This window comes from Microbulbifer variabilis ATCC 700307, assembly GCF_000380565.1.
GTDB classification, from domain to species: domain Bacteria; phylum Pseudomonadota; class Gammaproteobacteria; order Pseudomonadales; family Cellvibrionaceae; genus Microbulbifer; species Microbulbifer variabilis.
In genome coordinates this window covers 129,190-154,199 of sequence record NZ_AQYJ01000023.1, presented here as the reverse complement: position 1 = coordinate 154,199, position 25,010 = coordinate 129,190, and the positions used below count along the sequence as shown (strand labels likewise).

Below are 25,010 nucleotides of genomic sequence, written 5' to 3'. Positions count from 1 at the left end.
CCCTTTTCTATTTGGTTTTTCTTTTTTCATTGAATAAATCGACGATTATGGATTCCTGCAATATTTGTGGCAAAAGCTGCGGTTCTCTGGATCCAGCTGGATACCAGGCGTAGACCGGCACAGAATTACGTCCCAAAGCAGCCAAAGCCTCTGTGATTTCTGGGTCCTGCCTGGTCCAATCCGCACGGAGTAGCAAAACCTTATTCTTATGGAATAATCTTTGTACTTCAGGCGTATCCAAAACTAGTTTTTTATTCACTTGACAGGTAATACACCATGCCGCAGTGTAGTCGATAAATACTGGGCGTCCCTCTTCCAAGGCCTGATCCAATAAACTGCGATCATACTCCTGCCAACCGGCAGCAACCTTGGAAAACGTCTTCTCTTTCGGGGTTAAGGTCGAATAGCCAATCACCAAAAAAGTCAGCATCAATATCCATGCAATAATACGGCCGATACGTGAAAAGTTATATCCGAGCCATAAAGTGAAAGTAACTGCCAACAATAATAAGGCACCGATTAACCAACCGCTTTCCCCCAGAATCCTCCCCAGCACCCAAAGCAGCCAGATGACAGTCGCGTAGAGAGGAAAAGCCAGGAATTGGCGCAGCTTTTCCATCCATGGACCGGGCCTCGGCAATCGCTTTAAAAGAACTGGGCTGGCACAGAGTAAGACAAAAGGTGCGGCAAGACCCATCCCCAATCCTAGAAAAATAAGCAGTGCTTCAACCGCCGGCAATACAGCCGCGGTACCCAATGCAACTCCCATAAAAGGCCCTGTACAGGGAGCCGCTACGAATACAGCCAACACCCCAGTTGCAAAAGAGCCCCCCCGGCTGACGCCAGCTAGATTTACCAGGCGGTGCCCGAACTCAAAGACACCACTGAATGACAAACCCATAAGCCAGAAAAGTGCTATCAGCGCCATTACCACCGGAGCGGATTGCAATTGGAACCCCCAGCCGATAGCCGCACCCCATGAGCGAAGTACCAGAAGCAATACTCCCAAGGCGACAAATGTAGTAAGCACCCCAGCGCCATATAAAAGCCCCTCTCGCCACCTGCCCCTCTCGCTATAGCCCTCGTTTACCAATCCCAATAACTTGATGGAAAGTACGGGAAAAACACAGGGCATCAAATTCAAAATAATCCCACCTGCTAGGGCAGCGAGGACCAGAAGCCATAGAGGGCGCGACTTTGCTTCTGGCATTGCTGTACCAAACGAAACTCTATCCAGGCGCCAGGCACGAGTACCATCCGTTAACACAAAATCCGCAGATTCACTCAAGGCAGCACCAGGTTGGCGCCCAAAAGTATAATCCAGCGTCTTTCCTTCCCGCTGAAGTTTCGGCTTTGACGCGGAAAATAGGTCGCCATTTATGGGGAATACTTTAGGTGCTTTAGATGCCGTTTCCGACTCGAGTAAAAGATGAATTCGATCTTTGCCCTGCGCCGCCAGAGAAATCGGTTTCCAGGGGCTATACACACTTGACTGGGGAACCCTCTTTGCAAAGTGATTCCGCAAATCCAGGTTCGCTGAAGACCAGCGAGTCTCATCTGATACCGGGCGGGTTAAGGTCATAGTGCCAAACCCGGGAATACATTCTATTTTGCACACAAGCCATTCAAGCTCGGCGCTTAAGGCAATTACCTTGCCTCCCCTGTCAGGAGTTAAATCGAACAGGTAGGCGACATTCCCTGCATACCCTAGGTTGGTCAGGTGCTCTATCTTGAGACGAGAGGGGAATGGCCACTCAATTGCCCCTACCTCGGCTCCATTTGGAGTTATGGTGAATCGCGGTGCCGCCCCCGAGTCCCCGGGATTACGCCAGTAAACGTGCCAGCCAGGGTCAACTTCAAAGTAGAAACCGATTTTTTCACTGGCTCGATCTACAAAACTTGAAGGCGCCAACCAACGAACAGTAACATGGTCTCCAGATATACTTTCCTGGGCAATGAGATGTGTACTTCCCGCCAGTAGTAAAAAACCCAGGATATTTATTAAAAAATTTCTTCTATCAATCACAATTGTCGCTTCCTCGGCGGCATTGTTCCTGGAATTGTTACAACACATACTCCGACAGTCTGGGATTAAGTCACAAACTATGACATAACCTGACTCAGGTGTCGTATGTTCTCATTATAAGTGTATGGCGGACATTTCCTTGCTTGTGATATTGATGGCGTCTCCTAAGCCTCTCTAATCATTTTGAATGATCAATTCTCTGACGCCAAACAAATTCGCACACCGATAAAGCCCTAATAGCCATCCTGAGATTCCAGGAGATCCATGCTGTACAAGCGAATATAACGGCTTATATCCAAAAAATAATTGAAAATTATACCGAGGTTTTACAGATTGCAGCTCAAGGTGATGTGATCGATATAATAAAACTGAAACACCAAATGATTGAGAAGGTAAATGTCTAACCATATATAATGGCCAATCTATAAGCTTATACTTAAACACTACAGATCAAATTTACCGAAAAGCAGCCTCTTAAATTATAAAAAATTCATCCTATGGTATGAATGAAAACTAGAACTCCACAGCAACCGGTTCTTCCACCCTGACAGGCACCAACCCGGAGAGAAAGTCTTCTGTAGCAACATCCCACGAAAAAGTTCTGGCATGGGCAATACAATCTTCTCCTTTAAGTAAAAGAGCGCGCTCAATCGCCACTTTCAGGTTTTCATGCACTACTCCTACAGGAGCATCACCAATAATATCTTTTGGGCCAGTAACTGGGTAAGCAGCAACAGGTAAACCACAGGCCAATGCCTCAAGATTAACCAGGCCAAAAGTATCAGTTAAGGAGGGAAATACAAAAACATCTGCACTGCTATAGCATTCTGTCAGCGCCTCCCCCTCACGAACCCCCATGTAAATTGCTGATGGGAATTTTCTTTTTAATATATTTAATTGGGGACCATCCCCTACGATAACCTTAGTTCCCGGAAGCTCAAGCGAGAGAAATTTTTCCAGTGATTTTTCAACGGCAACACGCCCCACATTCAACATAACAGGCCTAGGCAAACCATCGAAGACTGTCGACTCTACTGGACGAAATTTATCCAACTCCACTCCACGCCGCCAGTGTCTTACCCTGGTAATCCCCATAGCCTTAGCTTCAGATGCCATGCCATCTGTTGTTACCATTGTGTGCGCCGCTGACTGATGAAACCGCAATAAAAGATTATGTAACCAGCTGACAGGAATTTTTACTCGGATTGATATATATTCTGAAAGTCTGGAAAGCCAAGAAGTAGTAAATCTTAGACCGCGTTGTTTACAATAACCTCGCACCGCCCATCCCACCGGGCCCTCTGTCATAATATGAATAGCATCAGGGCAAAATTCATCCACAATCCGGGTTACTCTTTGCCCAGGAAAAACTGCAATTTTTATTTCCTGGTATCCTGGCCATGGAAAGGCCATACAATCATCAGCTGATAATATTTTAACCTCATGCCCGCGTAAGGTGAGTTCTTTATAAGTCTTATCAAGAACTCTGGAAACACCATTTAATTGCTGTGGGTAAGTATCAGTGGCGATTAATATCTTCATATCTGATACTCCTTAACTACAACATACAACAAAGTTGCTACTCAAACCTTGCACTCCCTTATTTGACACTACTTCAAATAGACAACGGTGATATAAACAGGATATTTTTTCAATTAAAATTACGAACATATTTCCTGAAATTCCCTATTTATCTTTAGATGCTCAATTTTCTGTGCATCAGAATCTATTCCAGCAACTTACTTCCAATAATAAAAACACTTTCCCCAACGAACTCACTTCAGACAGACCCAAACTGGATATTGAGCGACAATACCTCTAATATACCAGCTCAAGAGCCTGTGTTTTCTTTCAACTAATCTTTCTTTTATTTTTTTTCATAAAACCAAAGCAAAACTCTCTTCCAGTTGGGCTACCCTACTTCACAACCAGCCTGAAAATCTCACACACTTATAAATCAAACAAACTTTATTAATCACTAAATCCCATAATTTAGATAACCTTGAGCATGTACCATGCCCCCGGAACTATAGCAGTCAGAACAGGTAAAACTATCTCACTCTTTACTTATTGAAATATATGTCAAAGAAGCAATAATTCACGCCACATTGATGTAATTTACGCCATTCTCCAGTTTTAACAGATTTCTAGTCTAAACCACTAATCACCTTAATTAGCTCACAGCTTTCCAAAAGAAGGAAAGAACGCCAAAATGTTGAGGCCTAAGATACCTGTGAGCCACAATCTTCCCAGCAATCCCCTCACTGCTTCCTGCATCCTTATTTTTTACACATTTCGCATTCACACCTCACAGATTCTCCCCACTCACTGCCAACTTGAAGATTTACATTTGGAAAATTTTATTCAGAATCACGGAACTACAGGACAAAACATGACAACTAAGACATGTCAGACAATTACAACAGAGTTGTGCAAGCACGCAACGGGTTATGGGCAAAAATAAATATTCGGGGTTGGAGCCTGGGCTGGAAGTAATAATCAATCCTGGGCAAAAGATGGGTCTTCTCAATTATATTTCCCGATTTTTAAGCCTAAGGTCTCGAACGTTTTTTTTTCAAGGCCTGCATGGATGCACTTTAGTTCTATGAAAGTGCACCTAATGAGACTGAAAAATTTAAATTTTCAATGAATAGGCAATTATTCCTATAGCTGACTGTTTAGCCACAGGAAAGTAGTCAATTCAGTCTCATATCAAGCGTATCTGCATAGACATAATCGCTCCATCCATGTCTCATCAGAATCGGGAGATACAGTTAATGATTTCCAAAAAGCATCTATTACCTATTTCAATGGCACTATCAGCCCTATTGTTTACCCCGGTACCCATATTGGCTGACTTTGGTTCCAAACACGATAAAAACCGAGTTCCCAAGAATGCCAGAAAAGGACCCAGACCATCCCGGCAACAGCCCTTTGATTTCAGTGAAATCTTTAATACTGTGCAAATCCTCGAGGCCGGTGCTGTAGAGAGGCACCTTGGTGGCCACCTGGAGCAATCGGAGTTGGAAGCCATGGATCCCATAGAGGCCTATGTGCACGCCTTTGAGGAGGGGGATGAACTGTTCGAAATGAATTACAACGCCCTAGACGGAGTTGGAGTCAACGTCGGCAATGGTAAACGCTTTACCAGTTTTCCAAGGCCGGATCTAAAAGGCCCCATGGCCTGGGCCAATATCCTACCGCACAGGACCACCGGTCCAAATGGTGACTCCTGTATTAGTTGCCACAATGTACCCGTGGCCGATGGCGGTGGTGGTGTGAATGACAATGTGATCCGTATGGACCCGGAACGTAAACAAAAAGGCTTTATCGAGCGTCAATCGCCACACCTCTTTGGCATGGGGGCGGTACAGCTAGTTGCTGAAGAAATGACCACGGAACTGCATACACTACGCGACGACGCCATCTCCGAAAGTTGTAACTCAGGAGAAAGTCATATAGTGGAAATGACAACCAAGGGGGTTAACTTTGGTGAAATCAGTGTCTCCTGTGGAAATGTAAATTACGATAATCTCGATGGCATTGATACAGACCTGGTTGTTCGTCCTTTTGAGTGGAAAGGGCTCACGGGTTATGTCCGCGCCTTTGTACGTGGAGCTGCTCACCAGGAACTTGGCATGCAAGCTACAGAGCTGGTGGGGGATGCCGATAGCGATTTTGACTCAGTAACCAACGAACTCAGTGTTGGGGATATCACTGCACTGGCCATTTATAATGCCGCCCAACCTCGTCCCGTTACCAAGCTTGAACTCAATAGTGTAATCAGCACATTGAGTGAAGAGGAACAGGAGACTTACGGTCTACCACTTAGCGAAGCTGATATTGCCGGCATTCAAAACGGTGAAGTAATTTTTAATTCTATTGACTGTGCTTCCTGCCACAGCCCTGAAATGGAAGTGGCATCACCAATATTTTACGAGCCCTCCAAGCATGCCAGCTTCCGTGACGAGACATACCCAGCAGGAGACATTGCCGGCCTGCCGACAACTTCACTACAGTTCAACCTACTGACTGATATTCTCGATAACCCTCAGGAACTCGCCTCAGGACAAACCCTGGGACAATTTGAAGAATCTGAAAATGGTGGGGCTATTGTACGTCTATATGGCGACCTTAAACGGCACGATATGGGTAGGGCCATGGCGGAGGAGTTCGACGAGGGCAATGTAGGCGCATCAGTGTTCCTAACGGAAAACTTGTGGGGCGTAGGTTCTACAGCCCCCTACTTACACGACGGACGCGCAACAACGATGACCGAAGCCATTCTCTATCACGGTGGTGAAGCTCAATCCAGTAAAGAACAGTTTGATGCATTGAGTGATACAGAAAAAGCCGACCTTCTGAGCTTTCTCAATAACCTGGTTCTCTACCTAGCCCCAGAATAACTTGCCTGAACAACACAATGAAGCGGGGCGGCCAAATGGCTCGCTCCGCCTCTCTTCATTTAATATCATCATTGGGTAATGACCTACACATTAAGATGACGGCATTTGTGCCATTCTGCCAGGGATTCCTCGGGGTAAGCGTCGAAGCTTTGATCACTCTCGTGAATATCTGGCTCTATCCAAGGCCTGGCATACTGCAACATCATGTGGGTCCGCTCAGGAGGAATAGGCAACTCGGTATCTATAGCTGAGGCAAAGGGATGTACCAGCTCTGGCCAACGTGGATCCCAGAGCCAAAGTGCACTGCCACACCTGGAACAAAAATGGCGTTGAGCTGGACTTTCAAAAACCTCACTCCGCTCAGGGCACTCTACTCTAGCCTGATAAACCGATAAAAATTCCTTGCCATCAACCTTCATGGAATTGAAATCTCCTCCCAAGTTTATTGCGTAGCCCCCTCCCCCAGCAGTCTTGCGACATATTGAGCAGTAACAACGATTGAAAGGATAGGGTTGCTCGGAGTTCAAGGTGAACTGCACCGACTGGCAATGACAAGAACCTTTAAGTTTCACGATATCCCTCCCTGAAATTTCATCCCTGATCAAGTCTAATTTACAGATATGCTTTTACCGACAGAAAAGCAACTCGCGGTTATCCCTTCCTGTAATTGTATTTGGGCTAGACTGAGAAACTCCCACCGAATAAGTAACAGGGTGCCAAAACCATGGATAAGCCCATCAGACACGATAAATGGCAGGCTCAGGAATATGTAAAGGCGTCCGCCATGCAATGGCGCCATGCAATGGAAGCCATACAACGTTGCAACTATCAAAAGGCCAGTGCCATTCTCGATGTCGGCTGTGGCGATGGCAGAATCACCCATCATCTAGCCGAACGCCTTGAGAATGGTAAAATTATCGGTGTGGATCTCACTGAAGATATGATTCACCACGCCCGCAAAGCCCACACTGGCATACCCAATCTTTCCTTCGAGCAGATGAGTGCCGACGAAATTCAGTTCAATGAGCAGTTCGACATTATTTTTTCCTTCAGCTGCCTACATTGGGTGGCAGACCAGAAGAAGGTCTGGGATGGCTTCTATAAGCACTTAAAGGAAGGTGGCAAGATTGTGGTCGGTTTTCAGGTTGGTCATGAGAATTTCTGGGATACAGTATACGAATTCCAACACGATAATGACTGGCAACCATATTTTGAGAGTTTTCTCGATCCCTACAACCACTATACGCTCAACGAAATGCGCAATTATATCGAAGGGTCAGGATTTTACCTACCCAGGATTGATGAAATTCATCATGTGGAAAACTTTGGGACCCGAGACACGCTCACAGCGTTTTTCTTATCTTGGGTACCCCAGTTTAGACATTTGCAGCCCCCGCAAAGAGAAAAGTTTTCTCATCAAGTCATGAGTAAATATTTTAAAAAGATAGAGCCCAAGACTCGCAAAAATGCAGGAATAAGAATCAAAAGATTTATTATTGAAGCAGAAAAATAATATAAAAACAGATTTACATACAGTACTCCGGACCAAAAACAAGGTATATCGTTCATTCATCACCTGGCGCCCCAAGAAACCTCGCCACCATCTAGCTTGCGACCAACACCAGATATAATCCCTCCTCACTGATTATTGATCATATACCCAGTGCAATGCTATCCAAAACTACTATATTGAGCACCGACCACCTCCAGTGTATGCGAAGTGAAAATAATTCCAGCCAACAACTATAAAAATCAAAATAGCAGTAGAGGCCTTTATGCACCTAAATCCAAAGCAACTTAATTAACCCCTCAAAGGCAATCAAGTCAATGAAACCAAGCCGACCTAAAAACTATTATACTAAGGACATTAAAAATTTCTTAGAGAGGCATTAAAATCGAGGCATTTCATCAAGATTAACATTCAAACAGGAAGCAATGAGGTTTCTTTTGCAAAAATTATAACCGGTGAGTTTGCTAACCAAACCCTCTTTACCCAGCAGACGCAAAGTACTTTCTTCCAGGGACAGACCCTTTTTTTGTAAATTTTGTGCATCACCAGTTAAGTTTAGCAGGAATTCATATTTCTCATTAAGCTGCTTCCACCCATTCTCTACCACTCCTCGATGCGGACAGAGAATTACGTCGAACTCCTGATCAAGTACCCCTTTAATACTTTTCAGTAAAGTGGGGATATGCTCATCTATCCGCAAAAATTTGAGGTAATTGGCAATATAAAGATCCGCACTGAATAGCCAACCGCGATTCGGTATTAAATAGCAAGTCATATCCTTAGCATGCCCTGGACTAAACAGAGGTACAACTCTTTCTTTACCAATAAAGATATTCCCGGGCAGCGGCGCCACTTCTGCTTTGCCCGCAGTACCCCAGAAGAGTTTCTGCATGGGCGGTATGCGAAACCCCTTCCTGAGAATACTAATGGTTTGCTCAGGAGCCAAAGCCTGGACACCGGTCAGGCGGTGGATAAGTCCAGCATTACCGCTATGATCTTCATGGTGATGGGTGAGCAAAAGCTGGTTGATGGGACCACTTTGGATAAAAGATTTGACATAGCGCCACTGATTACTGGGCCCTGTGTCAATCACTGTGCCATTCAGCCGATATACAACAAAAGTGGTGTTGACTCCCATATTAAAGCGGCCAACTCGCAACGCATCAAGATCCTGGTAGCGAAAGGATTCACGTACAGACATGGGGTACCCTCTAAATCAATGAGCGCTATTCTTATGTGGTTATAGTAAAGAGGAAATTGCAATTTCCCTGAAAATACGTGACATATTACTACTTCAAAGGTAACCAGAGAAATCCAACGACATGCTTTTGGATACACTTGAAAAAAGCATGTCCGAACAGTCACATCATGAGTTGACTTATTACATATGATTTTTTTAGCATTTTTTTCGTGTAAAGTAATTTTTAAGAACACCCCTTTTCTATAAGGGATAAAAAATAAATAATTTAAGTAAATCACACGCAGGCCTCACCCAAACAATCAAGCCATTAGCATATAGGTAAACATTTACCTAAAAGAAAAAACTCCCAGGCAGAACCTTATAAATATTTATATTTTCCGCTACGGTTATAATTTCACTATTGCCACAATCGCCTAGAAAGCTATTTACTCAAACCGCGAAGAACTCTTTTAAGCGCCTTTAAAAATTGTGCACCTAATTTTAGAAAACGATTGCAAACATTCAGGCCCTATTTTCAAGTTAACCTAAAAATCACCCTCAAATTATCTCCAAGTAAAATTGATTCCGCATAGTATTACTCATGTATTGGACTTATATTAGACTCCAACGCTAGCAGCTACATTGAAATAGCTGAAAGTGGATATCCTGTTTTTACCAGACATATAGGGACACCCTAAGATAGAAAATTTAAGGCATCTTACAGAGCAACTAAGGAGACCACTTCTATTCCCTTCCCGGTATAGCGCCAGCAAAGATTAAAACCACACAGCTTCATCCCATAGACACGCTTAGGATCTGTCCGCTGATAAGCAGGCCTGGGGTCTTGGGCCAGTACTTGTTCAATTAACCGTGGTAAATCTGTTCCCCAGTCATCGCAGAACTCCCTTGCCTGGTGCAGAATCTCCTCGGGGATAAACACAGGGGTCAATTCAGGAGCGGCACCGGCAAAAGCACTCTCTGCGGATGGTAATGCATCGGCATAGGGCACATAGGGCTTGATATCCAATACCGGGGTGCCATCTACCAGGTCAGCCCCAGCAACAACCAATTCAACTTTTGGTGAGGTTCGCACTTCTACCAAACGGACTACAGAAAGGCCAATATTGTTTGGCCTAAATGGTGAGCGGGTAGCGAGTACGCCGAGCTTTTTATTACCACCCAATCGCGGGGGACGTACTTTGGCAGACCACTGCCCAGCTGCCTGGTGAAACAGAAATACCACCCATATATGGCTATTCTCCTCCAGACCCGCTACCGCATCCGCTACATTCAATGGTGATAATAGTTCAATACTTGCACGACTGGCGTCGGCAAGCATTGGCTGCCGGGGCACACCAAATTTCTCACCAAAGCAGGAATGCACACGCCCTATAGGCTCAACAACCATGGAAATTCCAAGTAACCATTAATGAGCCGGACATTTTAAACCAGTTGCTGTTTTTTTATTTATCAATGCCGCCAATGCACAAGTACTTTACCTCCAGGTAGTCCTCAATACCGTATTTGGACCCCTCTCGTCCCTGGCCAGATTCCTTCACTCCACCAAACGGTGCCATCTCATTGGAAATTATGCCCTCGTTAACGCCCACCATGCCGTATTCAAGGGCTTCAGATACGCGACAAACACGGCCAATATCCCTGGAGTAAAAGTAGGAGGCCAAGCCGAATTCAGTATCGTTGGCCATCCTCACAACCTCTTCCTCGGTGGAGAACTTATACAAGGCCGCGACAGGCCCAAAAATCTCCTCTTTAAATAGATGCATCTGATCCGTGGCATTACCAAGTACCATAGGGGAATAGAAGTGATCTCCTATAGGACTGGGCCCTCCGGCAACCAGGGTCTGCGCACCTTTCTGCAGGGCATCCTCCACCAGAGACTCTACTTTTTTAACGGCCTTGGTAGTAATCATGGGCCCAACATCGGTTTTGTCATCTACGCCGTTGCCCAGGGTTAGCTTATTGACCGCTTCAATAAACTTGTGTGAAAACGCTTCATAAACCCCCTCCTGCACAAAAATCCGGTTGGCACAGACGCAGGTCTGGCCCGCATTGCGGTATTTACAGATGATGGCTCCTTTTACCGCCTCATCCAGATCCGCATCGTCAAAAACAATAAAGGGCGCGTTACCGCCTAACTCCATGGAGGTTTTCTTCATGGTCTGGGCACATTGGGCCTGTAACAGCTTGCCTACAGCGGTTGAACCGGTAAAAGTGAACTTGCGCACCAGGGGATTCGAAGTCATCTCGGCACCGATAGCCGGTGCATTCTGTCCAGCGACGATATTAAAGATACCGGCGGGAATACCTGCCTCCTCAGCCAACACAGCCAGGGACAGTGCGGAGAGCGGGGTCTCTTGAGCAGGCTTGGCAATAAAGGGGCAACCAGCGGCCAAAGCAGGGGCCATCTTGCGGGCAATCATGGCACTAGGGAAATTCCAGGGAGTGATGGAACAGGTAACACCCACCGGCTGCTTGATTACTGCTATACGGCGGTCGCTGGCAGGCGGTGCTATCACATCACCATAAACACGCTTAGCCTCTTCGGAAAACCATTCGATATAGTTGGCACCGTAGACAATTTCAGTGCATGACTCGGAAAGGGGCTTCCCCTGTTCGGCAGTCAGTATTTTGGCTAAATCTTCGGTATTGGCAATAACCAAGTCATACCAGCGACGCAGTATCCTGGCACGCTCTTTGACCGGTGTTCCCATCCAGGCCGGCCACGCGGCAGCGGCAGCCTCAATGGCACGACGTGTTTCGTTTCCCCCAAGGTCGGCAATGCTGGCAACAACTTTGCCAGTAGCCGGATCTATGACATCAAAAGTTGCACCGGAATCGGCATCGATCCACTGGCCATTGATGTAAGACTGGGTGCGCAGCAGCGCAGGGTTGTTCAGCTCCAGCATCGCCATCTCCTTATGGTGTCTTGCCCGATTCCCATTGCAATGGGAATCAACTGCTTAGGATATTAACCCGTAATTATCCCCTCAAAGTGCAACACTATGAGGGGATTTGCGACACTTGGATTGACTGGCGCTAGAAGCCTTACTTTTTCTTTTTCACAAACTTCATCAGACGGCGCTTCTTAGCCTTCTGCCGGTCCGTCAGCTTGTTTTTCTTATCGGCATAGGGGTTGGCGCTGGTACGAAACTCAATCTTCACCGGAGTCCCTTGCAGGTCCAGGGCTTTGCGAAAGGTCTTCTCCAAATAGCGCACATAGTGGGCCGGTACCTGCTCTGTCTGGTTGCCATGGATCACAATCACCGGCGGATTCTGTCCACCTGCGTGCGCGTAACGCAGTTTGATACGGTGGCCATGCACCAATGGTGGTTGGTGCTCACTTACTGCCCATTGGAGAATACGAGTCAAATGGTTAGTAGAGAGTTTGTCTGTAGCACTCTGATAGGCCGATTCGATAGAGTCGTACAAATGACCGACACCTGTGCCATGCAATGCAGAAATAAAATGCACATCGGCGAAATCAACAAAGCGCAAGCGGCGCTCCAGCTCTGCTTTCACGTATTCACGATGATCCGTTTCCAAGCCGTCCCACTTGTTCAGAGCCACAACCAAGGCACGCCCAGCCTGGATCACACTACCCATAAGGTGCATATCCTGATCCACCAGGCCCTCACGGGCATCAATCACCAGAACCACCACATTGGCATCTTCCACCGCTTGCAAGGTTTTTACGATAGAGAACTTCTCTACCGATTCCTTAATGTTCTTGCGCCGGCGGATTCCCGCAGTATCGATCAAGGTGTAAGGTTTCTCGTCACGCTCATAATTGATATAGACACTATCGCGGGTGGTTCCCGGCTGGTCATAAACAACGACACGATCCTCGCCTAATAGTCGATTGACCAAGGTCGATTTGCCCACATTGGGTCGGCCGACGATAGCAATCTTGATCCCGGTGGCCTCATCAACCTCTTCGGGTTCTATCACCTCAGGTAGATCTTCCACCACTCTTTGCATCAATGAGCGAACGCCACGCCCCTGTGTTGCAGTAGTTGGGAACAGCTCACCGATACCCAGCTCATAGAACGGAGCCAAGGCAATATCCGGGTTGACCCCATCAACCTTGTTGGCCACAAGAAAAGTGGGCTTGGAGCGAGTACGCAGTCGCTCGGCGATCATTTGGTCTGCAGGGGTGAGCCCGGCACGACTGTCCACCAGGAACAGGACAATATCCGACTCTTCTATAGCCTGCATAGATTGCTGCGCCATGGCAGCATCAATACCTTCCTCCCCGCCGCTAATACCACCGGTATCAACCAGGAGTACTTTGCGCCCGTCGATCTCCGCCTCACCATATTTGCGGTCACGGGTAAGACCTGCATAGTTGGCCACCAAGGCGTCACGGCTCCTGGTAAGACGATTAAACAGGGTGGATTTGCCCACATTGGGGCGCCCGACCAGGGCGATTACTGGCAGCATACAAATTCTGGCTTTTAGCCTAATAAATAAATACAAACGCCCGCTCGAGGCGGGCGATTTCAATTCACCTGCTAAGCAGGCTCCTTTTGCGGGCCCGAGGCCCAGTGGTAGACAGTTGTCCACCATCAATATTGAGGTTTTTTAGTCCTGAGCTAGGCGCAGGGCAACCAGCTCACCGTCATCCGAAAGGACAAACAACAGATCACCATCCACCAGCATGGGGATACGAATCGCATCGCCATCTACCTGCTCACGGCCAATAAACTGTCCAGTGTTTGGATCGAGAACATGTAGGTAACCTTCCAAGTCACCGATAACAACGACACCCTGGAAATAAGCCGGGCCGCTAAGCTCTCGGCGCAACAACTCATTGTTCGTCCAGACAATCTGGCCATTGCCCACATTGTAGGCGTACACACTACCAGAGACACTGCTAAGGTAGACATGGCCACCACCAACCGCTACCGCATGATGTGTGGAGGCGTCGCGGGCCCACAAGCCCCGGCCGCCATCTTTGGACAGGGCAACAACCCTGCCCTGATAACTCGCCGCAAATACCAGATCACCCCGCACAACCGGAGAGCCATCGATATCCACAACTCGCTCCAACTCGGCGGAGCCCTGGGGTATAGCAACTCGCTGTTCCCAGCGGGGAGTGCCATCCCGGGCATCCAGGGCGATCAGTTTACCGTTGTCCAGACCAGCGAGCACCAAGCCACCGCTGATGACGGGAGCCGCAGTGCCGCGCAGAGTTAATACTGGCAGGGTGGTATTATGACTCCAGAGCTCTTCACCGGTACCTGCATCCAGGCCAACCAGCTTGCCGTCGACAGTTTGCAGAACCACAACCCCGGAACCGACCGCAGGGGCAGAAACCACTTCTCCAGAGACCTGGTAATTCCACAACTTTGCACCATTGTTCAGGTCGAGCACTATGGCCCGACCACGGTAGTCCACTACAACCGCAATACCAAGACCGACACCAACGCCACCACTTAACTCGATATCCAGGTCAGTTTCCCACAGAGGCTGGCCGGTACTGCGTTCAAATGCGGTAACTTCACCATCACTACTGGCCGCAACCAATTTGCCATCAGCCAGACCCGGCTGCAGCATGGCATAGCGCTTTTTATCGATATCACCAATACTCGCTGACCAGACCTCACGCAGCTCAACACTGGTATTGATATCCACCAGCTCAACCGGCTCGACATCTTCCTTTTCATCGTTGGAGGCACAGGCAGCCAGGGCGATTGCCAGGGCTACTGCAGCTGTACGCCCCACAGCGCGATTGAGAAATCCCATTACTCATCTCCCTCTGGTGCTGGCTCACTTTGATTCTGTTCCTGCACAGCTTTGTCACTCACTACTGCTAAGCTATCAGCCTTGAGGCGAAGCAGTTGGGTGCTACCAGCCTGCTCCGGCAGCAACTCAGAAATTGCCTTCTCATACGCTGCACGCGCACCGGCATTATCCCCTTTTTGCTTCAGGATATCTCCACGAGTTTCAGAGTAGAGAGCAGCAAACGCTGGCGGCACAGAGCCTTCTATCAGCTTCAGAGCCTCATCGGGTTGACCGCGCGCAGCGATTACCGAGGCAAGTCGGCGCTTGGCCAACAGCTTCAGGGCAGTCTCTTCGGTATTATCGATCACCCACTGCAACTGTTGCTGAGCTGCTTCCAGATCATTGTTATCTGCAGCGATGGCAGCCAAGCGCAGTGACGCCTGGCTGGCATAAATACGACTGCCAAACTCGTTCTTGAGCTGCTCCGCCAGTGTTTTTGCGGTCGTCAGCTGTTTATTGTCCGGCTGATTGTTATTGGCGGATACCGCCTCAACAAAATTTTGATACAGGTCAGAAGCTGCTTCAGCCTTGCCGCGCTGGTCACCCTGCCACCATTGATAGCCGAAGTAGCCGGCGAGAGCCAGGACCACGCCGGTAACAATGCCCCTGCCGTTCTCCGCCCACCAGCGCTTCAGCGTTTCTATTTGTTCTTGTTCGGTAAGATGCTCAGACATTGGGTAAATCGCCTTTCCTGTGGTTTTCTAACTTTCCCGACGGGGGCCTCCGCCCCCCGGAGTATTTTGATCAGCCCTGTAACAGTGCGGCCAGCTCATTCAGCTGGAGGGTCTGTTGTTGCTGCTCAGAACGGAGGTATTTCACTGTTATCTGACCATTTGCGGCCTCATCCTCGCCAATAATCAGTGCATAATCGGCACCGCTTTTATCGGCTTTCTTCATTTGGCTCTTAAAGCTTCCGCCACCGCAGTGCGCCTGCAGGCGCAACCAGGGCAGCTCGTCCCGTAGCTGCTCTGCAGCAGCTAAGGCGGCTGATTGTACATCACCCACCGCCACCAGGTAGGCATCCACCTGTTGCGCCAGGCTATCCGGCAGAACTTCGAGGGTTTCCAGCATCAGCACCAAGCGCTCAGCCCCAAGACCGAAACCAACCGCTGGAGTGGCTTTCCCCCCCATCTGCTCTACTAGACCATCATAGCGACCACCGGCACAGACTGTGCCCTGGGCACCGAGGCTATCAGTCACCCATTCAAATACGGTTTTACCGTAATAGTCGAGACCGCGTACCAGTTTAGAGTTGATTTCATACTTCACACCTGCGGCATCCAGTAGCTCGCGCAGCTGGGTGAAGTGGGCGGTAGATTCCTTATCAAGGAAGTCCAGTAGACAGGGGGCGTCGGCGAGCAGTTCCTGAGTTTGCGTATTTTTACTATCGAGAATACGCAGCGGGTTGCGCTCGAGGCGGCGCTGGCTATCTTCATCCAGTTGCTCGCGATGCTCGCTGAGATAGGCCACCAATGCATCGCGATAGGCCGCACGACTGTCTGAATTACCGAGGGAATTGAGTTGCAGGGTCACATGCTCACTGATACCCAGCTGGCGCCACAGGCGCGCAGTCATAATAAGCATTTCCGCATCGATATCCGGGCCTTCGATACCGAACACTTCCACACCAAATTGGTGAAACTGGCGCAGGCGGCCCCTCTGTGGGCGCTCATAGCGGAACATGGGACCAAAGTACCACAGGCGCTGGGGTTGGATCAGTAGGTTATTCTGAATCGCTGCGCGCACAGTACCGGCGGTACCTTCAGGGCGCAAAGTAACGCTGTCTCCGCTCTTGTCTTCAAAGGTGTACATCTCCTTTTCGACAATATCGGTGGCTTCACCCACCGCGCGGCTGAATAACTGGGTCGCCTCCAGCGTGGGCGTACGAATCTCGTTATAGCCATAGCGGGTAAAAAGTTCACTGAGAGTGGCTTCCACATACTGCCAAACCGGGGACTGTTCCGGCAGCAGGTCGTTCATGCCTCGAATTGCGCGAAGTTGTTTCAACGCTGTTCCTTAATATTTAACTCAACTATTCGGATGGTGCTTGCAGGCTGGAGCCCGCTACGCCTTGGCGATGATATCCGCTTCGCGCTCAGCCTTGGCTGCAGCCTTGTCACGAATCAGGCGTTCCAGGTCATCCACCAGGTTCTCATTCTTAAATTTGCGATCCGGCTGACCGTCTACATAAATAGCATGGCTGGGAGTGCCGCCGGTAAGGCCGATATCCGCCTCCTTCGCCTCTCCAGGACCATTGACGATACAACCGATCACAGCCACATCCAGCGGTGTAGTGATATCTTCCAGGCGTGTCTCCAGTTCGTTCATGGTTTTCACCACGTCGAAATTCTGGCGCGAACAACTGGGACAAGCAATGAAGTTAATACCCTTGCTGCGCAAGCGCAGGCTTTTGAGCAGGTCCCAGCCCACTTTGACCTCTTCAACAGGGTCCGCCGCCAGGGACACACGCAGCGTATCGCCGATACCATCGAGTAACAGGGCACCGAGGCCAATCGCAGATTTCACCGTGCCCGCACGCAGACCACCGGCTTCAGTGATCCCCAGGTGCAAGGGCTGCTCAATTTGCTCGGCCAGTTTGCGATAGGCAGCTGTTGCCATAAAGATATCCGAGGCTTTTACACTCACCTTGAAGTCCTGGAAGTCCAGACCATCAAGGATATCCACATGGCGTAGGGCGGACTCCACCAGTGCATCAGGCGTTGGCTCACCGTATTTTTTCTGCAGATCTTTTTCCAGGGAGCCCGCATTTACTCCGATACGAATCGGTATATTCAGATCGCGGGCTTTATCAACCACGGCGCGGATACGCTTCTCTCGGCCGATATTGCCGGGATTAATGCGCAGGCAGTCCACCCCCAAGTCGGCCACGCGCAGGGCGATGCGGTAATCAAAATGAATGTCCGCAACCAGCGGTACATCGGCCTGCTTTTTAATTTCCCCAAAGGCCTCAGCGGCCTCCATACTAGGCACGGATACCCGCACAATATCGGCACCGGCCTTCTGCAAACGTTGGATCTGCCCCACTGTAGCGGCTACATCACAGGTTTCAGTATTGGTCATGCTTTGCACCGATATCGGGGCATCACCTCCGACCGGTACGTCTCCTACCATGATCTGGCGCGACTTGCGGCGAACAATGGGAGATTCAAATTGCATAGGGCTGACCTGGCAGTATTGCTGCTAAAAAATCGAGGGGAGATTATAGAGAGATTGGGCGCAAACCTACAGTATTCGCGCCCAAACTGAGGGAATCACTTCAATCACCAACGATCAGGCGTCGAGTGCGGCGGTTTCCAATAGGGTCGCTATTTATCGTTTGCTCGCGATAAACCACTTTGGTCGCGCGGGCATTTCCCAGCATCAACTCAAAAGGTGCGCGCCCATCCAGCTCTTTGGAAGTGCCCGCTTCCTGCACTCCGGCTAAGAGTACTACACCACCTGCATCTTTCACCTCAATCCAGGAGTCCTCATCAAAACTGAGCCGTAAGGCACCTTGCAGTTGCTGATCCAGTTGCGCCACTTCGGCGGGAAGCTCCGATAAGGGCTCAGCAGAAGTCGCCTGTGACTGAGCCGCGAGAGCAACAGTGGGGGCCTCAACGGCAATCTGCTCGCTATTGAGGTCAACAGGGCTTTCCTGTAATACAAAAGTAGAATCACCTTGCTCTATTGCACTGTTTTCCTGCTTTAGAATTGCCGTACTTTGCCCTGGTATCTCCTCAGGAGCCTGGGAAACTTCATCCGTCAGTACCACTGGCATTGGTACAGAGGGAATATTTACCGGACCGCCATAGAGCCACCAAAAGACGCCCCCGGCAGCAAGCAGAGGCAATATTGCCAACACTCCATGTCCCTTTCGACGGGCAGGACGCAGGGCATCGGCCTTCACCTCTATACGGCGGCCTTCACTGCGTGCTTGCGGCTGAGGTCGTGCGGAATCATAGGCGGTGAGTACTGGCTCTGAAGGAACACCCAGCTCCCTACAGATATTGCGGATATAGCCACGTGCATAAACTATCTCGGGCTGACGCTCGAAAATATCATCTTCCAGCCATTCCACCGTGTTATCGATAATACACAAGCGCCGGGATAAATCTTCACGGGACAGGCCAGCATCCTCACGCGCTGCACGCAGGATGCTACCTGGAGAAACTGGGGACGTTTGTGTCGGGGGTACGGCTTCACCGCTATCGCGGTGCGCGGAACTACTATCCGTCATTACCACTCAACTCCTGATATTTCAGTGTTTCCGCAGAGTACGGGTACAAATTCTTCAAGGCAAGCGCGTAACTGAGCTCCTTGTCACGATTCCCAAACACCTTTTCGATGCGGATACCCAGCCACAGGGACCGCGGTGTCTGGCGGTTATTTTCGCTGTATTTATCCAGGTACTGCTTGGCCACGGCATAATCGCCAGCCTCAAACTTCAACTCAGCCAGCTCAAGCTGGGCCACAGGTAGATTTGCATTCAGGGCCAAAGCGCGAGTGTAGGCTTGTTCAGCCTCCTCCAGCATACCCAGTCGGCTGGCAGTGCGGCCATAATTAACCAGGGCGAAGAAGCGACGGTTATAGGTCAGGTCTTTTGAAGCGTGGCGAAACTGCTCCAGCGCCTCTTTGTAGCGCTCCTGCTTATAGAGAAAAACCCCGAAATTGGTGCGCGCCATCGAAAAGTTATCGCCATAACGCAGGGCTTTCTTGAAGTGGGATTCAGCCACCTTCAGCTCGCCATCTGCCTGATATAACAAAGCCAGGCCATGGTGGGCTAGTGGGTTTTTCCTGCCTAATTCCAGAGCCTTATTGAAATGACGCCTGGCCAGCTCACGGTTATCACCGCTTTGCAGATAGCGCAGCCCCAACTGCACGTGAGTTTCCAGGGCCTTATCCAGGTTCACTTCCTGGCGCTCAGGCAACCCGGTCGTTACACAGCCCCCCAACAGAGCAGTAAATAACAGCCCCAAAAACGGCAGGCCAAAAGATTTTGCAGACACAACATCACCTGTAAATTTATTTTTTATCTGTCCATCTAGCGGAAGCACCTTGGGCGCAGTCAACCCCAGCTAGGTGGCGTAAGACACGCTACATCCGTCAACCGAAATTCGCTTTACGCCCAGGGCTGATTAATTTTTCAACACAAACCCAGTCACTATTTGCCGTCCCATCAGCCGGTCGTAGCCCCTAACCTGTGCTTCCCGGGCCCTATACTGCCGTAAAGTACAGCCCGTTGCAGCTCCATAACCCCAATGAATTTCAATTAACAGTTACCAAGCCCGACTTGTCGCGGGCTTACAGGAGAGAAAAAGTGCGGATATCACAGAGCTAACAATATTCTGCGGAATAGTATTCTCCTGGCTCCCATTTATAGCGCGTTGCCCTCGCGGTCTTTCGCCTCTAGCTGCCGGCCATCTGGGCCACCATCCCGAGGGGGCATCAGAGCCTGAATCGCATTAGAGTTGGTATTGGCAGCATCCGGATCAGTGAGTGTTCCAAGGAATTTCACCACCAGGTCGATCTCTGTATCACTGAGATTGTTGGCACCGCCCCCGCCGTTCGCACTGAGAATATCCTGGGTATGAGCCAGGCCATTGGGAGCCACTTTACTGGCACAGTCCTGCAGCCCCACAAATTGCTCCAAATCACACATTTCGCTGTTGGCAAAATATCGGGTAATGGAACCTGATCGATCGCGATAGTGCTCGATATTTCTCCTTAACGTGGCGAACTGGCCATTGTGTCCCCAAGGGCCAGTGATGGCGACATTGAGTAGTGTTGGAATACGAAAACTACCCGCACCATTACCACCCAGATCGGCACCACTACCGCTAGCATCCTTACCAACGCCTATTTGTGGATAACTTACAGCCCTAAGCCCCTGGGTAGTAAAGAAGGCGCCGCCATGACAGTTAGTGCAGCCCGAATTACCCGCCATAAAGGTAATAGCCCCGCGCTTCTCATCGCTGTCCAAAGCATCCGGATTACCATCCACATAATCAAAGAAGGGGTTATCGATAAATAATTGTACTGCCTCATAAGCAGCTATAGCCTCAGCAACACGGCTGAAATTAATCTCAGGATCACCGAAAGCAGCGCTGAATAACGAGCTCCAACTGGCACTCTCCAGATTTGCCGCAAGTATCTCTTCGCGATAGGCGGTAAATCCACCTTCAGTAGTATTATCGTAACCGAATTGGGTAATGTCCCCCATTTCTGCAGCATCGGTAACGGGAAAATGAGCCTGGGCCATCATTAGAGTCAGGGTACCAATACCCACTGCCGCCTCGGTATTATTACTGACATCACGGGAGTCTGTTCTCAGCCCCCGATCTGTAATTGCCACACGGTTATCCCAGAAAAGCCCACGAGTCCAAAGTGCGGCATTACAGATCGGTTGGGCATTTCTCGCCACAACAGGCACTTCATTAAAACCATCTGACCGCCCCGGCCCCACTAGAGCCGGATCGAGCGCGCTTACTCCAATAGGCATAGAAAGGTTATCGCCTCCACAACCCATAACCGGTTGGTGGCAGGACGAGCAGGAGGTGTCGTTATTGGCGCTGAGGCTTTTGTTGTGGAATAAGCGCATACCCAACTCCACCTTTGCGGGGCTCTGCTCACTGCGGACTCGGGCGGCGAATGCCCGTATATCCTCCAAGTGAGAGGCCATACCATTCAGCTCAAGCATGGCCTGAAGGCAGGAATCCAAATCTGCATCAAGCAGATCCAATGCACTGCGTGCATTGTTACACTCTGCAAAATTAGAAATGCGATCATTGTCCACCTCAATATCCGCACCGCTGCTGAGCCCGCTATTGGTATTGTTCAGCAAGGTTTTTGCACTGACCCGGGCGATGTCACTATCATTATCGACGTCTCCAGCAGTCACTGTGTAGGTGTGCTCTGTATTTATCGAAAGCCCCTGGTCGACAAAGTAGTGATTACTCGTTTCAGCAATTTTTTCACCGTTACGATAGATGGAATAGGTTGCCCCATCACGCTCCCACGAGAGTCCGATACTGGTACCGGAAAAAGCATTAGCAATTAACTTTGCGGGAGCACCTCCCTGTTGGGAGCTACCCCCAGTATCATTATCACCGCCTGTACTGGTGTCCGAGCCGCCATCACCACCTACATCTCCACCAGTGCCTATATCTCCGCCACTGCCATCTGCAACTGGATCAGAGGACGGATTGTCATCCCCACCGGAAGAGCCCGAGCTGCAACCCGCTACAAACACAAACAGTGGCAGGATCAACAGCCGCAGCAATACCATGATCGATACATTCGAATTTTTACTATGAACTTTCATAAAATCTGACCGACCCCGCCACTAAAACCTCATTTGAGAAGCTCTGGACAGGCAATAAGCGAACTAGTGCCCCTTGCGGCACCAAAAGCTAACATCCCCAGGGTTTGCTGAAACTCAACAAAAGTCCTTTTTAATTTCAAAGGATAAAGATCTGAATTATCTCTTGCCTTGGCCGTTTGAATAAACCCAAAACAATATCTACTGCCTTGGTGGCAATTGTTGCTAACAAAAAACTGATTCTACTTTGATGGCCAACTGGCCACAGAGCCTGGCTATTTAACTACCAGTCGCTTCAGCCATAGGAGTAAACAATTTAGCGCCTTTACCCGACAATTTCTGTTGAGGGAGTCGCAAACTGTCAGTGCGGTTAAGGTGATCTTCGGGGGCAAGAATTATCTGTTATTTTTAACCCGAGCCCGACACAATGGCAGTACCAGTCAATGTAGGTATTTTTTACAATTGCCATTCGCAAGAGCATGCTGCTTCTACAATACTAGGATTGCTATGATTGCCGAGCATAGAGAGTTGTAGGAACCATACCCTCTATACTCGCCATATTATTTTTAATATTTCATGCAGTCCGGGAAAAATCTAACTGAAACTTATAAGATTTCTCCGCTCTGGTCTTTTGCATCCAGCTGCTTACCGTCTGGGCCACCATCTCTGGGAGGTATCAGGAACTGAATCGCATTGGAACTGATATCCGCTGCATTCGGATCAGTAAGCGTACCCAGGAATGTCACAACAAAGTCAATTTCGTCTTCGGTCAAACGGTTGATGCCTCCTCCATCGTTCCCATCGAGAATATCTTGGGAGTGAGCCAAACCATTGGGAGCCACCTTGCTCGGACAATCCTGCAGATTTTTAAATTGGTCAAGATCACACATCTCGTTATTTTCAAAATATCTAAGGATGGAAGCTCCTTGGTCGCTGTAGTGTTCGACATTTCTTCTCAGAGTGCCAAATTGCCCGCTATGCCCCCAAGGGCCCGTGATAGTTACATTTAGCAGAGTAGGCGCACGGAAGGCTCCAAGCCCCAAAGACCCCTCTCCCCCCAAATCCGCACCACTTCCGCTTGCATCCGTGCCTATGCCTATTTGAGGATAATTGGCAGCCATCAGTGCCTCAGAGGTAAAGAAAGCCCCTTTATGGCAGAAAGTACAACCGGCATCTCTTGACATAAAAGTGATTGCACCGCGCTTCTCTTCAGCGTTGAGCACCTCCAGATTCCCCTCGACATATTCAAAAAACGGATTATCGATAAATATCTGTACGGCTTCATAAGCCGCAATTGCCTGAGCAATACGGCTGAAATTAATCTCGGGATCACCAAAAGCGGAAGTAAACAAGGCCCCCCAAGCTGCAGTATCCAGGCTGGCTGCTAATATATCCTCGCGATAGGAAGTAAAATTCTCATCAACAGAATCATCATATCCAAAGTCGGTGATATCCCCCATCTCAGGCGGAGCAGTTACCGGAAAATGCGCCTGTGCTATAAGCAGTGCCAACGAGCCAGGTCCTACAGCATTGACGGTATTATTCGTAACATCTCTCGAGTCTGTTCTGAGGACACCATCAGGGCTTAAAGAAACCCGATTGTCCCAGAACAGGCCCCGAGACCACAGTGAGGCATTACAAATAGCCTGAGAGTTCCTTGGCACTATAGGTACTTCGTTAACACCATCTGAGCGCCCCGGCCCCAGCAGGGCGGTATCTATAGCATTAATACCCACCGGCATTGAGAGGTCATCCCCACCGCAGCCAATCGCGGGATGATGGCAGGACGAACAGGAGGCATCTTGATTTGCACTTAAGGATTTGTTGTGGAACAGGCGCATTCCCAGCTCCACCATAGCAGGCTCCTGCTCACTGCGAACACGTGCGGCAAAAGCGCGTATGTCTTCGACAAGAGGGGCCATACGGTTGAGTTTGAGCATAGCTGCCAAACAGTTATCCAGGTCTTCTTCGAGCAAGTCCACCGCACTGGAAGCATTTTTACATTCCTCAAAAGCGGATATACGCTCATTTAAAACATCATCTTCTGTGCCGTTATTCAGCCCCTCGTTCGTATCATTGACTAATGTTTTAACGATGATCTGGGAGGCTTCCAGCTCGCTGGCCGCATCAACGGTATTGACAGAGTACGCGTACTCAGTATCTACCGATAAGCTCTGGTCGATAAAAAAGTTATTGCTGGCTTCCGCTATTTTTTTTCCATTACGATAGATGAAATAGGTTTCACCATCCCGCTCCCAGACAAGGCCGATACTGGTTCCAGAGTAAGCATGACCAATCAATTCTGCAGGTGAGCTTCCCTCTGCAGGATCGGGATCGGGATCGGGATCGGGATCGGGATCGGGATCGGGATCGGGATCGGGATCGGGATCAGTATCACCCCCTACAATATCCGGAACCGAGCGATCCTCACCACCGGACGACCCCGAGCCACAACCAAGCATTATCAAAACGAGTGTTAGAAAAAAAAGCCGTAATAAGGCTCTGGAAAATAGCATTAGATCCAGTTTCTGAACGTTCATATAATTTAACAGTCCCTTCCATCTACTTTTTAAAAAGTTCTGGACTGTTAACGCGTTACCCTGCGGGTTGGTTGACTTCGGAGTAAAAAAAGGCACCACCAAATCGAAGGCAAGGCGTGCGAGGAATTACCACTTAGAGAGGAATAAAAGATTTAAAAACTATCCTCTACCAAAACTGCAGCTCTAAGCCACCCAGATCGGAAGAAGATGTTTTAGGACCACCTG

The 25,010-nt window shown here is 49.1% G+C and carries 17 protein-coding genes; 2 read left to right on the top strand and 15 right to left on the bottom strand.

Features of this window, described 5'->3' with window-relative positions:
* Positions 1-7: 7 nt before the first annotated feature.
* Positions 8-2,026 (bottom strand): protein-disulfide reductase DsbD family protein, encoded by a 2,019-nt coding sequence (locus G367_RS23220; protein ID WP_020412186.1) that lies wholly within the window; start codon positions 2,024-2,026, stop codon positions 8-10.
* Positions 2,027-2,539: 513 nt separating this feature from the next.
* Positions 2,540-3,568, bottom strand: coding sequence for a glycosyltransferase family 4 protein (locus tag G367_RS0105885; RefSeq protein ID WP_020412185.1), 1,029 nt, complete (start codon positions 3,566-3,568; stop codon positions 2,540-2,542).
* Between the two features lie 1,235 nt (positions 3,569-4,803).
* On the opposite strand from G367_RS0105885, the gene G367_RS23215 reads away from it, so the two are divergent.
* Entirely contained in the window at positions 4,804-6,432 is a 1,629-nt protein-coding gene (locus tag G367_RS23215; RefSeq protein WP_020412184.1) for a di-heme oxidoredictase family protein, read from the top strand.
* 83 nt (positions 6,433-6,515) lie between these two features.
* On the opposite strand, the gene G367_RS0105875 is transcribed toward G367_RS23215, so the two are convergent.
* Positions 6,516-7,004: a GFA family protein gene (locus G367_RS0105875; RefSeq protein ID WP_026304950.1), complete on the bottom strand. Its 489-nt coding sequence runs from the start codon at positions 7,002-7,004 to the stop codon at positions 6,516-6,518.
* Positions 7,005-7,156: 152 nt separating this feature from the next.
* Here G367_RS0105875 and G367_RS0105870 point away from each other — a divergent pair, with 152 nt between their 5' ends.
* Complete coding sequence (locus G367_RS0105870; protein ID WP_020412182.1) at positions 7,157-7,945, top strand: class I SAM-dependent methyltransferase; 789 nt, start codon at positions 7,157-7,159, stop codon at positions 7,943-7,945.
* A 376-nt stretch (positions 7,946-8,321) separates the two neighbouring features.
* Here G367_RS0105870 and G367_RS0105865 read toward each other — a convergent pair whose 3' ends face one another.
* The 12 genes from G367_RS0105865 to G367_RS0105810 form a co-directional block, all read right to left on the bottom strand.
* Positions 8,322-9,143 (bottom strand): MBL fold metallo-hydrolase, encoded by an 822-nt coding sequence (locus G367_RS0105865; RefSeq protein WP_020412181.1) that lies wholly within the window; start codon positions 9,141-9,143, stop codon positions 8,322-8,324.
* 697 nt (positions 9,144-9,840) lie between these two features.
* Positions 9,841-10,530 (bottom strand): tRNA (N6-threonylcarbamoyladenosine(37)-N6)-methyltransferase TrmO, encoded by a 690-nt coding sequence (gene tsaA, locus G367_RS0105860; protein WP_020412180.1) that lies wholly within the window; start codon positions 10,528-10,530, stop codon positions 9,841-9,843.
* A gap of 55 nt (positions 10,531-10,585) precedes the next feature.
* On the bottom strand, positions 10,586-12,049 hold the full coding sequence (locus G367_RS0105855; protein ID WP_020412179.1) for an NAD-dependent succinate-semialdehyde dehydrogenase: 1,464 nt from the start codon (positions 12,047-12,049) through the stop codon (positions 10,586-10,588).
* Between the two features lie 139 nt (positions 12,050-12,188).
* Positions 12,189-13,583: a ribosome biogenesis GTPase Der gene (gene der / locus G367_RS0105850; RefSeq protein ID WP_020412178.1), complete on the bottom strand. Its 1,395-nt coding sequence runs from the start codon at positions 13,581-13,583 to the stop codon at positions 12,189-12,191.
* 141 nt (positions 13,584-13,724) lie between these two features.
* Entirely contained in the window at positions 13,725-14,888 is a 1,164-nt protein-coding gene (gene bamB / locus G367_RS0105845) for an outer membrane protein assembly factor BamB (RefSeq protein WP_020412177.1), read from the bottom strand.
* Complete coding sequence (locus tag G367_RS0105840) at positions 14,888-15,601, bottom strand: YfgM family protein (RefSeq protein ID WP_020412176.1); 714 nt, start codon at positions 15,599-15,601, stop codon at positions 14,888-14,890. The genes bamB and G367_RS0105840 overlap by 1 nt, the downstream gene beginning before the upstream one ends.
* 70 nt (positions 15,602-15,671) lie before the next feature.
* Entirely contained in the window at positions 15,672-16,934 is a 1,263-nt protein-coding gene (gene hisS, locus G367_RS0105835) for a histidine--tRNA ligase (protein ID WP_026304948.1), read from the bottom strand.
* A 57-nt stretch (positions 16,935-16,991) separates the two neighbouring features.
* The gene (ispG, locus tag G367_RS0105830) at positions 16,992-18,104 is read right to left on the bottom strand and encodes a flavodoxin-dependent (E)-4-hydroxy-3-methylbut-2-enyl-diphosphate synthase (protein WP_020412174.1); all 1,113 of its coding nucleotides are present in this window, start codon (positions 18,102-18,104) and stop codon (positions 16,992-16,994) included.
* A 100-nt stretch (positions 18,105-18,204) separates the two neighbouring features.
* On the bottom strand, positions 18,205-19,164 hold the full coding sequence (locus tag G367_RS0105825; RefSeq protein WP_020412173.1) for a RodZ domain-containing protein: 960 nt from the start codon (positions 19,162-19,164) through the stop codon (positions 18,205-18,207).
* Positions 19,154-19,933, bottom strand: coding sequence for a type IV pilus biogenesis/stability protein PilW (gene pilW, locus G367_RS0105820; RefSeq protein WP_040628362.1), 780 nt, complete (start codon positions 19,931-19,933; stop codon positions 19,154-19,156). The genes G367_RS0105825 and pilW overlap by 11 nt, the downstream gene beginning before the upstream one ends.
* Positions 19,934-20,301: 368 nt before the next feature.
* The gene (locus G367_RS0105815; RefSeq protein ID WP_157533370.1) at positions 20,302-22,248 is read right to left on the bottom strand and encodes a cytochrome-c peroxidase; all 1,947 of its coding nucleotides are present in this window, start codon (positions 22,246-22,248) and stop codon (positions 20,302-20,304) included.
* A 602-nt stretch (positions 22,249-22,850) separates the two neighbouring features.
* Positions 22,851-24,785 carry a cytochrome-c peroxidase gene (locus tag G367_RS0105810; RefSeq protein ID WP_020412170.1) on the bottom strand — a complete coding sequence of 645 codons (1,935 nt, stop codon included), beginning with the start codon at positions 24,783-24,785 and terminating at the stop codon, positions 22,851-22,853.
* Positions 24,786-25,010 lie beyond the last annotated feature (225 nt).